The sequence below is a fragment of the Streptomyces sp. SM11 genome (assembly GCF_002910905.1).
In the GTDB taxonomy this organism is placed as follows: domain Bacteria; phylum Actinomycetota; class Actinomycetes; order Streptomycetales; family Streptomycetaceae; genus Streptomyces.
Genome location: NZ_NEUE01000183.1, coordinates 1 through 10,905, shown reverse-complemented (window position 1 = coordinate 10,905; position 10,905 = coordinate 1). Strand labels below are relative to the sequence as shown.

12 protein-coding genes and 1 pseudogene are annotated in these 10,905 nt (G+C 68.7%); 1 reads left to right on the top strand and 12 read right to left on the bottom strand.

From position 1 onward, the window contains the following. Positions 1–25 precede the first annotated feature (25 nt). From B9S58_RS16710 to B9S58_RS16685, 6 genes are all read right to left on the bottom strand, one after another. Positions 26–1,120 (bottom strand): IS630 family transposase, encoded by a 1,095-nt coding sequence (locus B9S58_RS16710; protein WP_103531692.1) that lies wholly within the window; start codon positions 1,118–1,120, stop codon positions 26–28. A gap of 195 nt (positions 1,121–1,315) precedes the next feature. Then, positions 1,316–2,203, bottom strand: a complete 888-nt coding sequence (locus B9S58_RS16705) for an amino acid ABC transporter permease (protein WP_103532900.1) — start codon at positions 2,201–2,203, stop codon at positions 1,316–1,318. Continuing rightward, positions 2,200–2,844: an amino acid ABC transporter permease gene (locus B9S58_RS16700; RefSeq protein ID WP_007454866.1), complete on the bottom strand. Its 645-nt coding sequence runs from the start codon at positions 2,842–2,844 to the stop codon at positions 2,200–2,202. The genes B9S58_RS16705 and B9S58_RS16700 overlap by 4 nt, the downstream gene beginning before the upstream one ends. Before the next feature lie 16 nt (positions 2,845–2,860). Next, entirely contained in the window at positions 2,861–3,790 is a 930-nt protein-coding gene (locus B9S58_RS16695) for a glutamate ABC transporter substrate-binding protein (protein ID WP_103532899.1), read from the bottom strand. 12 nt (positions 3,791–3,802) lie between these two features. Further along, the gene (locus tag B9S58_RS16690) at positions 3,803–4,546 is read right to left on the bottom strand and encodes an amino acid ABC transporter ATP-binding protein (protein WP_103532898.1); all 744 of its coding nucleotides are present in this window, start codon (positions 4,544–4,546) and stop codon (positions 3,803–3,805) included. A gap of 146 nt (positions 4,547–4,692) precedes the next feature. Further along, positions 4,693–5,133: a DUF6278 family protein gene (locus tag B9S58_RS16685; protein WP_103532897.1), complete on the bottom strand. Its 441-nt coding sequence runs from the start codon at positions 5,131–5,133 to the stop codon at positions 4,693–4,695. A 109-nt stretch (positions 5,134–5,242) separates the two neighbouring features. Between B9S58_RS16685 and B9S58_RS16680 the strand changes: the two genes are divergently transcribed. After that, positions 5,243–6,022, top strand: a complete 780-nt coding sequence (locus B9S58_RS16680) for an SDR family NAD(P)-dependent oxidoreductase (RefSeq protein WP_103532896.1) — start codon at positions 5,243–5,245, stop codon at positions 6,020–6,022. Positions 6,023–6,052: 30 nt separating this feature from the next. Here B9S58_RS16680 and B9S58_RS16675 read toward each other — a convergent pair whose 3' ends face one another. The 6 genes and pseudogenes from B9S58_RS16675 to B9S58_RS16650 all read right to left on the bottom strand — a co-directional run. Continuing rightward, on the bottom strand, positions 6,053–6,799 hold the full coding sequence (locus B9S58_RS16675; RefSeq protein ID WP_103532895.1) for a Clp protease N-terminal domain-containing protein: 747 nt from the start codon (positions 6,797–6,799) through the stop codon (positions 6,053–6,055). 81 nt (positions 6,800–6,880) lie between these two features. Continuing rightward, entirely contained in the window at positions 6,881–7,660 is a 780-nt protein-coding gene (locus B9S58_RS16670; protein ID WP_103532894.1) for an exodeoxyribonuclease III, read from the bottom strand. Between the two features lie 41 nt (positions 7,661–7,701). Next, entirely contained in the window at positions 7,702–8,355 is a 654-nt protein-coding gene (locus B9S58_RS16665; RefSeq protein WP_103532893.1) for an MBL fold metallo-hydrolase, read from the bottom strand. A gap of 12 nt (positions 8,356–8,367) precedes the next feature. Then, positions 8,368–9,114: pseudogene (locus tag B9S58_RS16660) on the bottom strand (carboxymuconolactone decarboxylase family protein); the annotation flags it as partial. 177 nt (positions 9,115–9,291) lie between these two features. Further along, positions 9,292–9,801: a transposase gene (locus B9S58_RS16655; RefSeq protein WP_103532892.1), complete on the bottom strand. Its 510-nt coding sequence runs from the start codon at positions 9,799–9,801 to the stop codon at positions 9,292–9,294. A 305-nt stretch (positions 9,802–10,106) separates the two neighbouring features. Further along, the coding region (locus tag B9S58_RS16650) for a transposase (protein WP_181009339.1) at positions 10,107–10,905 on the bottom strand (799 nt) is incomplete at its 5' end.

The window sequence follows — 10,905 nt, the reverse complement described above, 5'->3', positions numbered from 1 at the left end:
CTAGTGTCTCGTGATCCTGATCGTGTCAGTTTGAGTTGTTATTAACGAGTTTCTTCATGTTGGTCTGGACGACGCGGACCTTCGCGAGGATCTCTTCGGCGGACGCGGTCCAGGTGAAGGGATTCGCGTCCTCGTTCCAGGAGTTGATGTAGTCGCGGATCTGCTTGACCAGGACGTTGACGCTGGAGAACGTGCCCCGGCGAATGGACTGCCGAGTCAGGATCCCGAACCAGATCTCGATCTGGTTCAACCATGAGGAACCGATGGGAGTGAAGTGGAAGCGGATGTGGGGGTTCTTCTCCAGCCATGCCTTCACCTCCGGCGTGGTGTGCGTGGACAGGTTGTCCAGGACGACATGGATCTCCTTGCCGGCGTGCGGCTTGGTCGCCTTCTTCAGGAAGGCGAGGAAGCTTGCCCCGTTCCGGCTCGGCCTGCACTCGCCGGTCACCTCACCGGTATGGACATTGAGGGCGGCGAACAGATTGGTGGTGCCGTGCCGTACGTAGTCGTGGGTGCGCTTCTCGCCCGCGCCGAAGGTGACCGGCAGTACCGGCTGGGTTCGGTCCAGCGCCTGTATCTGCGTCTTCTCGTCAATGGACAGCACCACCGCGCCGCCGGGCGGGGCCAGGTACAGGCCGACGACATCGGCGACCTTGTCCGCGAATGCGGGGTCCTTCGAGATCTTGAAGGTGCCGTTCCGGTGCGGCTTGAGGTTCTCCTCCCGCCAGATGCGGGCGACGTAGTGCCAGGACACCGAGATGCCCTCGCGCCGCTTCATGTGATTGACCAGCGTCCGCGTGGACCAGTGGGACAGCCCCGATTCCGTCGGCGGGGTTGTCTTCGTCAATGCGATCACCCGGGCCCGAGTGGTCGCGGGGACCTGATCGCGTCCGCCGCCGGGTTTCCGGGAAGCCAGTTGGGCAATCCCGCCCACGAGGTAACGGGCCTTGGCGCGGTCCACCGTATTCGGTGCGACTCCTGCGAGTTCGGCGATGTCCTTGCGTCGCCGCCCCTCGGCCGTCCACAGCACCAGGCGGGCCCGCAGAGCGGCATCGGCAGGGGCATGACGGCTGCCCGCCAACTCCCGCAGCTCATCGATCTGTTCGGAAGAGAGATCCACAACAGGCTAACGAAGCGACGCGCCATCAAGTTCCAACGACAGGATCACGAAACACTAGAGCTAAGTCAAGCTAACTCAGGCCAACCCGACCGGCGCGCAGCTGACCTTCTCCTCGCCCTCCACGGACCCGAGTCATCTCTCGGTCCCGCTGCGCGAGAAGTGATCACCGACTGCTGCCGGGCGGGCAGGGCCCGGCTACTGTCCTCCCGGCAGCAGCGTCCCCGGTTCGGCCGGGGCCACCCCCACCGCCTCCGTCTTCGGATTGCGCCGCTGACGACGGGCCACCCAGGTGGCGAACCACGAGAGCAGCATGCACATCCCGATGTAGATCGGAGAGATCACCATCACGACGGGGATGAAGGGAAGATCGTAGTCGAGATTCGACGCGATCAGCTTTCCGGCGTGGAGGAATTCCTCGTAGGTGATCAGATAGCCCAGTGAGGTGTCCTTGAGCGCGACCACCAGCTGACTGATGATGGTCGGCAGCATCGCGCGTACGGCCTGGGGGGCCAGGACGAACGTGGTGACCTGTGTCTTGCGCATGCCGAGCGCGTACGCGGCCTCGCGCTGGCCCCGGTCCACGGAGTTGATCCCGGTGCGGAACACCTCCGCGAGGACGGAGCCGTTGTAGAGCGTCAGTCCGGCGACCAGGGCGGGCAGCGGATGGACCTTCAGCGCCACGAAGATGAAGAAGATCATCACCAGTACCGGCATGGCCCGGAAGAACTCGACCAGCAAGGTGGAGATCCAGCGCAGCGCCCGGTGTTCGGAGAGCCGGCCGACCGCGAGGACCGCGCCCAGCGCGAGCGAGAGGACCGCGGCGTACGCGAACGCCTTGAGGGTGTTGCCGAGCCCACGCAGCAGCAGCTCCTGGATGCCCTTGTACGCGAAGGGCGTCCATTTCTCGGCGGTGAACTGGTCGGTGTCGAAGAGCAGATGGACGATCCAGCCGAGGAGCGCCAGGATCACGATCGTCGAGCCGATCCCGTACACCAGGTGCCGCTTGCGGGTCACCGGTCCGGGGATGTCGTAGAGCGCGGTGGCCGCGGGCAGCGACGGCCTGCGGGTCAGGGTCTTGGTCATCGTGCCACTCCCCAGCGCTTCTCCATCACGTTGAACACCGCGCTGATGGTCAGGGTGATGATCAGGTAGCCGACGGCGATCCAGATGAAGGACCAGATGATGCTGTAGCCCAGCTCGTTGAGCGTCTTGTAGGTGCCGAGGAGCTCCGTGACGCTGAACGCCCCGGCGATCGCGGAGTTCTTCGCCAGCGCGATCAGGGTCGAGCCGACCGGCGGGATCACCGACCGGAACGCCTGCGGCAGCACCACGGTGCTCAGGGTCTGGCCGAAGTTCATCCCGAGGCTGCGGGCGGCCTCGCCCTGGCCCTTGGGCACGGTGTTGATGCCGGAGCGCAGCACCTCGCAGATGAACGCGGAGGTGTAGCAGCCGAGCGCCAGCACCGCGAAGACCTGGAACGGCAGGACGAGCCCGAAGCGGGGCAGACCGAGCAGGACCGCGAAGAACAGCAGCGTCAGCGGGGTGTTGCGGAGCACGGTGACCCAGACCGTGCCCAGCACCCGGAAGGAGCCGACGGGCGCGACCCGGAAGGACGCCATCAGGAAGCCGAGGACGAGCGCCAGCGCGGAGGCGTAGACGGTCAGCTCGACGGTCCCGAGGAAGCCCTTGCCGTAGAGGGAGAAGTTCTCTGTCAGTACGTCCATGGGTGGGGCCGTCCCCTCAGTTGGCCGGGTAGCGGTCGATGGGCGGCGGGGCCGGCGCGGGCGTTCCGGAGAGCCCCAGCGTCGCTTCGTACGCCTTCTGCCAGTTGCCGTCTCTCTCGTTGGCCTCCAGCGCGTCGTCGAGCGCGAGCCGCAGCGTGTCGTCACCGCGCGGTACGCCGATGCCGTACGGCTCCTCGGAGAAGGGCTTGCCGACGACCTTCATCTCGTCGGGCGCCTTGGCCGCGAAGCCCAGCAGGATCGCGTCGTCGGTGGTGACGGCGTCGACCTGGAAGGTGAGGAGGTTGTCGACGCAGATCGAGTACGTGTCGTACGCGACGAGCGTCGCCCCGGGGTAGTCGGCGGCGATGCGCTGGTAGGGCGTGGAGCCGGCCGCCGAACAGACGGTCTTGCCCGCCAGGTCCTGCGGCCCGTTGATGTCGTCCTCGTCGGTGCGCACCAGCAGGCCCTGGCCCGCCATGTAGTACGGGCCGGCGAAGCCGACGAGCTTCTTGCGCATGTCGTTGATGGTGTAGGTGCCGACGTAGTAGTCGATCTGGCCGTTCTGCAAGGCCGTTTCGCGGTTGGCGGAGGCGATCGTGCGGAAGCGGATCGCCTGCGGTTCGAAGCCGAGCGAGGCCGCCAGCATCCGGGCGATCTCGATGTCGAACCCGGAGTAGATTCCGCTCGCCGGGTCCTTCTCTCCCAGGTACGGCTGGTCCTCCTTGGCGCCGACCACCAGATGGCCGCGGCTCTTCGCCTTGGTCCAGGTACGGGAGTCGGGCAGTTCGAAGCCGGTGTCGACCTGGTACTCCGGCAGGGCCTCGGCCTTGGGCCCTTTGACCGGCGGGCTGCCGTCCTTGCCGCAGCCCGCGGCGAGTGCGGCGAGCAGGAGACCGGCCACGAGGGTGGCGGCCCTGCCCGTACGCGTGTTCCTCGTACGCAACATGGAAGCCTCCCCTCAGTGCTTGAGGATCTTGGACAGGAAGTCCTTGGCGCGGTCGCTCGACGGGGACGTGAAGAAGTCCTCCGGGGTACGGTCCTCGACGACACAGCCGTCGGACATGAACACGACGCGGTTGGCGGCGGAGCGGGCGAAGCCCATCTCGTGGGTGACCACGACCATGGTCATGCCGTCCCGGGCGAGCTGCTGCATGACTTCGAGGACCTCGTTGATCATCTCCGGGTCGAGCGCCGAGGTGGGCTCGTCGAAGAGGAGCGCCTTGGGGTCCATGGCGAGGGCGCGGGCGATGGCCACGCGCTGCTGCTGGCCGCCGGAGAGCTGGGCGGGGAACTTGTCGGCGTGGGCGGCCAGGCCGACCCGCTCCAGCAGCTCGTGGGACCGCGCGTCGGCCTCCTCCTTCTTGCGCTTGCGGACCTTGAGCTGCGCCAGCGAGACGTTGTCCAGCACGGTCTTGTGGGCGAAGAGGTTGAACGACTGGAAGACCATGCCGACTTCCGCACGGAGCTGGGCCAGCCCCTTGCCCTCCGCGGGAAGGGGCCTGCCGTCGATCGTGATGCTGCCGGACTCGATCGTCTCCAGCCGGTTGATCGCCCGGCACAAGGTGGATTTCCCTGAGCCGGAGGGGCCGATGACCACCACCACCTCCCCGCGGCCGACGGTGAGATTGATGTCCTGAAGTACGTGCAACTCTCCGAAGTGTTTGTTGACGTCCCTCAGTTCGATCAACGGATCGACGGCCATGCGCTGCCCTACCCACTTGTCGCTGTGTCGAGGTCAGCGCAAACTATCCATCGCGAAAAGGGACTTCGCACCCGACACGCGTAAATGGCGCAAAAGGCTTTTTAACTGGATTAGGCGAGGAGAGCAGGCCCTGACCTGCTCCCGGCTCAGTTCTCCGCGGACTCCGCGTACACCTGGGAGAGCTCCGGGCTGCCCGCCATCGCCCAGTCGAGACCGGCCCCGACGACGTCGATCTCCCGCCCGGACTCCAGCCGCACCACGGGCTGGCCGCTCGGCCAGACGTCCCACGCGGCGCCCAGGACGGTCCGCACGATCACCGTACCGAGATAGAGACCGGCGTCGTTGCCGAGCCAGGGAAGTTCCTCGGGGTCGTCGCGCCAGCGGGGCGGCAGCTGGTCGAGCGCGGCCAACGAGGCTGGGGTGTCGTCGAGTTCGAGTCCGTGCTGCCCCGCCCGGACGCGCAGCAGTTCGCATTCGGCGAGCAGTTCGGCCACCCCGTCGGGGTCTGCCTCGACGGCGGCGGCGAGTGCGCCTGAATGCGTACCACCCTGGCGCTTACGCCAGTTGTCCAAGAAAGGGATGTTCATACCACTAGGGTCCCATCCCGGCCAGGTTCCGCACCACAGGGCGCGCGGCGTTCACCGATCCCCCACCCTGCTCCGACCGGGGATCCGAGCAGATATCTAGAGTACGCACATGAGTGCACACGCTTACGTTTCGGAACTGTTCTCGCTGGAAGGCCGGGTGGCGGTGGTCACCGGCGGCAGCTCCGGCATCGGCCGGGCGATCACCGGCGCCCTGGCCCGGGCCGGCGCGGGCGTCGTCGTGGTGGCCCGCCGGGAGGCCGAGCTGAGGACGACCGTGGACGAGCTGACCGCCGAGGGCCGCCGGGCCGCCTGGGTGAGCGCGGACCTGAGCACCGCCGAGGGCGTGCGCGCGGGGGCGGATGAGGCCGCGCAGGCGTTCGGGGAGCCGGACATCCTGGTGAACTGCGCCGGGATCAACCTGCGTCCGCCGATGACCGAGCTCGGCGAGGACGTCTGGGACACCACGATGGCGGTGAACCTGAAGGCGCCGTTCCTGCTGGGGCAGCGCTTCGGGCCCGGTATGGCCGAGCGCGGTTACGGGCGGATCATCCACGTCACCTCGCAACAGGCGCACCGGGCCTTCGTGAACAGCGGTGCGTACGGGGTGTCCAAGGGCGGCCTGGAGTCCCTGGCCCGCTCCCAGGCCGAGGCGTGGTCCCCGCGCGGCGTCACCGTGAACACCCTGGTGCCCGGGTTCGTGCTGACGCCGCTGAACGAGCGCCTCGCCTCGGACCCGGAGAAGGTGGCCTCGCTCGCCGCGCGGACCTTGGTCGGCCGCAACGGCCTCGCGGAGGACTTCGCGGGGGCCGCGGTGTTCCTGGCGGGGCGCTCCTCGGCGTACGTCACCGGGCAGTCGGTGTTCGTGGACGGTGGGTTCTCGGTGCACTGAGGTCCCGCCGCCCGCGCCCGGGCCGGCCGGTCAGGAGTTCTGCTGCCGGAGGGCGGCCGCCGCCTCGGTCACCGCGGCGTCCACGGCCGCCGAGGCGGCTTCCTTCTCCACGCCGAGGCCGCTCAGCACGCCGGATCCGCCCTCGGACTCCAGCAGCGCCAGCAGGATGTGCTCGGTGCCGACGTAGTTGTGCCCGAGCCGGAGCGCCTCGCGGAAGGTCAGCTCCAGGACCTTGCGGGAGTCCGCGTCGTACGGGATCAGCTCGGGCACCTCGGCGGAGGCCGCCGGCAGCGCGGCGGTCGCCGCCGTACGGAGGGCGTCCGGGGTGACCTCCCGGCCAGCGAGGACCCTGGCCGCGATGGATGCGGGCTCGGCGAGCAGGCCGAGCACCAGGTGAGCCGGGAGGATCTCGGCGTGCCGGGCGGCCCGGGCCTCGTTGTGGGCGGCCATGACGACGTTGCGGGCGCGCTGGGTGAAGCGGCCGAAGCCCTGGCTCGGGTCGAGGTCGGAGGCGCCGTCGCCCTTCTTGGGCACGAAGCGCTTCTGGGCCGCCTGGCGGGTGACCCCCATGCTCCGGCCGATGTCCGTCCAGGAGGCGCCGGAGCGGCGCGCCTGGTCCACGAAGTGGCCGATCAGATGGTCGGCCACATCGCCGAGGTGGTCGGCGGCGATGACGGCGCCGGAGAGCTGCTCCAGGGCATCACTGTTGGACTTCTTGATGACCTCGATCAGGTCGTCGAGGCGCACGGACGGTGTGGCGGGAAGAGGCTGCGTCATGCGTCAACCGTAGATTGACACCAGCCTGGCGTCAACCTTGGGTTGTCAGTAGGGCGCGGCCTCCACTCCGTGGATCCTGGCTCAGAGGTCGAGGTCGACGACCACCGGAGCGTGATCCGACGCACCCTTGCCCTTGCGCTCCTCGCGGTCGACGTAGCTGTCCCTGACGGCGGCGGTGAACGGGGCGTTGCCGAAGGTCAGGTCGATCCGCATGCCCTTGTTCTTGGGGAACCGCAGCTCGCGGTAGTCCCAGAACGTGTAGGCGCGGTCGTACTTGAGAGGGCGGGGCAGCACCTCACTGAGGCCCTCCGCCTGCAGGGCCGCGAGGGCTGCGCGCTCGGCGGGCGTCACATGCGTGGCGCCCACGAACAGCTCCGGGTCCCAGACGTCCTCGTCGGTCGGGGCCACGTTGAAGTCACCCAGCACCGCGAACGGCAGGGACCCCGCCGCGTCCGCCGCCGCGGCCTTCCGCAGGGCCTCCAGCCAGCGCAGCTTGTACGCGTAGTGCTCGTGCTCGACCTCGCGGCCGTTGGGCACGTACACCGACCAGAGGCGCAGCGGGCCGCAGGTCGCCGAGATCGCGCGGGGCTCCTGCACACCGTCGTATTCCGGGCCGCCGGGCAGCCCGGTGACGACGTCGGAGAGGCCGACGCGGGAGACCAGCGCGACCCCGTTCCACCGGCCGGTGGCGTTGACCGCGGACTCATAGCCCAGCTCGGCGAGGGCGGCGGTGGGGAACTGTTCCGCCGCGCACTTGGTCTCCTGGATGCACAGCACATCGGTGCCGCTGCTCTCCAGCCAGGCCAAAAGCCTCGGCAGCCGGGCGGTGATCGAATTGACGTTATAGGTGGCGATGCGCATGTCAGCCAACCTAGCGGCTCCCACTGACAGTCGCCGGGGGCTCACAGCTCGGTGACGCCGCCCGGGGCCAGCCGGCCGTGCTCCGCGCCGCCCAGGGCCCCGATCTGGTTGTCGTAGATCGGCCGCGCCAGATCGGTCAGCAGGGCGTCGTGGACGTCGATGGCGCGTCGCGGCTTGACCTCGCGCACGTAGTCGATGACCTCGGAGATCTTGTTCCAGGGGGCCATCACCGGTAGCAGCAGCGTGTCGACGGGGCGCTCGGGAACAGTGAGCGCGTCACCGGGGTGGAAGACCGAACCGTCGACGAGGAAGCCGACGTTGGTGATCCTCGGGATGTCCGGGTGGATCACCGCGTGCAGCTCGCCGTGCACGGTGACGTCGAATCCGGCGGCGGAGAACGCGTCTCCGTCGCCCACGGTGTGCACCCGCCCGGGGAAGACCGCCGAGAGCTGCTCTGCCACGCTGCGCAGCGTCCAGATCTCGGCCGCCGGATTCGCCTCCAGGCCCGCCCGCAGCCGCGCCTCGCTGAAGTGGTCCGGGTGCTCGTGCGTCACCAGGACAACATCGGCGCCGAGCGCCGCGTCGTCCTCGGAGAAGCCCCCGGGATCGATGACCAGGACCCGCCCCTCCTTCTCGATCCGGACGCAGGAGTGGGTCTTCTTGGTGAGGGTGAGTGCTCGAGGCGATGCGTTCATGGCTCCATCCTGCTACGCGGGCGGCGTGGTTTCCTCCTGGATCGCCTTCTGCGCGATGGCGAAGGCGGCCCCGGCGGCCGGGATGCCGCAGTAGACGGCGGTCTGGAGCAGAACTTCCTTGATCTCGGCGGGCGTCAGGCCGTTGCGCAGGGCGGCGCGGGTGTGCGCGGCCAGGCCCTCAAGGTGGCCGGAGGCGACGAGCGCGGTGAGCGTGATGCAGCTGCGGGTGCGGCTGTCGAGGCCGTCCCGGCTCCAGATCTCGCCCCAGGCGTACCGGGTGACCAGCTCGTGGAAGTCGTCGGTGAAACCGTCGGCGGAGGTGTTCACCACGTCGACATGGGCGTCGCCCAGCACTTCGCGGCGTACCTTCGTGCCCTGTTCGTGCCGGTCGTCCGGGGTCGGCGCGGGGGCTTCGGCGGCCGGGGCGATCTCGGCCGCCGGAGCGAACGGGGTGGTGGGGGTCGCGGGCCCGGGGACGAGAGGCGGCACGGGGATCGAGGCAGAGGTGTCCTGCTGCCAGGCGGTGGAGAAGTGCATCAGCAGCAGGTCGCTGACGGCGGCGGGCTGCTCGACCGGCGCGAGGTGCGAGGCGCCGGGCACGAGCGCCAGGCGGGCGTCCGGTATCCCGGCGACCAGTGTGCGGGCCTCGGCGGGCCCGGTGACCTGGTCCTCCGCCCCGACCAGGACCAGCGTGGGGGCGTCGATCCGGCCCAGCGCGCCACGGATGTCGAACGCCGCGAGCGCCTCGCAGGCGGCGATGCGGCCTCACCGTCGCTTCACCGGCATCACGGTTGGCATGCCCCCCCCCACGACGAGCGACGAGCGACGAGCCACGGACGGCGGCCACCTTGCTGGTGGCCGCCGAACGCGCGTGCCTGTCGGCGGCAAACCGTTCGCGTCCAGTGCGATGATCGCCAGAACCCATTGATCAGAAAATCATGAGGTTCTCGTCCAGGACGTAGCGGACTTGTGGGCCGCCGAAGTAGCTGCGGACGATGAGCGGCTGACGCTGACGTCGGCGGAAGCAGCGCGGGGCTCGGCGGCGAGCTCGGCCTGATCGTGGGCCCGGTGCTGCCGGGGCAGGCTATTCTTGAGATCGGCGTTGACCAGCTCGTTGGGGTTCAGCTCGGGCGAGTACGGCGGCAGGAAGAGCAGTTCGACATCGTCGAGGTAGGCGACGAGCCAGTCGCGGATCCTCTTGGACCCGTGAGCGGAACACCCGTCAATAACGAGATACTCCTCGTGGCCGAAGTGGCCGGCGACCCGGTCGAGGAAGTGGCACGTCACCTCGACGGCGAAGCTCCCGGCGAACATTATGGAGGGCATCCGGCCCTTGGTGTTGATCGCCGACATCGCGTACACCGAGAACCGGTTCCCGCTCCGCCGCACCACGGGCGTCTTCCCTTCCTCACCCCACGTACGACCAGTGACCTGGCCGGATCGGATACCGGTCCGGCCGACGAAGAGGACCTCGCAGCCTTTGGCCTTTGGCTTCGCGCAGACCTTCGGCTAAGTCTCCTGTTGCCAGTGCGCCACGGCCTCCGAGCCCTGCCCGACGACCCGTTTGTCCGGGCGCTGGAACGACAGGCCCCAACGCTTGAGCCTCGATCCACCGCGTGATCTCTGATTGCGCGGTGTGATCGCTTTCGGGGTGGATTCTCGGATTTGGGCAGTGGTGTTTTCCGGATGGCCGTTCCGGTGGCTAGTTCTCCGAGGTCTTCGGGTCGTGGGCGGGCGGTCGGTCCGGCGGGTCAGGTCTGGGCGCGTTGTCCGGTGGCCGTCCACAGGTCGGTGAAGTCGTCGGCGCAGCGCCAGCGTTCGGGGAGGTGCAGGGTGATGGTGCGGGCGCGGGTGGCGAGGCGGGCCGGGATGTGGATCAGGTGCCGGCGGATGGTGCCGGTCCGCGCCTTGGCGTGGAAGACCGAGGCGAGGCGGCCGGCGGCGCGGGTGAGGTTGTGGGCGGCGGCCGCCAGGGTCAGCCAGGCGGCGTTCGCGGTGGACTTCCCCGAGGGCGGGTGGCCGAGGGCGGAGTCCTCCAGATCGGCAAAGACCTGCTCCACGCAGGCGTGTTCGCGGTGCATCGGCTCGGCCCGGGCCAGGACGAACGGACTGTCGGTGAAGATGACGTGGTGGCGCCAGACCCCGAACAGTTCGGCCTGCCCGTCGGGCACCGACTTCGGGTTCAGCCGCTTGACCCGGCGCACGATCAAGCGGGCCGTGGTGTGGAAGGTCTTCTTCTTGCTGGTGAACGCGGTGAAGGGGATCTCGGCGATCTCCGCGTCGGAGATCCAGCGGTCTTCCTCGCTGTCCCAGATCGCGTTCGTGTATGCGATCGCCGTCCAGGCGTCGGCGGGTATCTGCTCGATCGCGGTGCGGATGGTCTTCTTCACCGCGACCGCGAGGGAGAAGCGCACGCCGGCCTTGCGGCAGACGTCGACGACCTTGTGCGAGAAGTACGCCGAGTCGGCCCGTACGACGATCTGCGCGGTGGTGCCCATGGCCCGCACCGTGGACAGGGCCTCGCGCAGCAGACTGGCCGCCCCCTTCCCG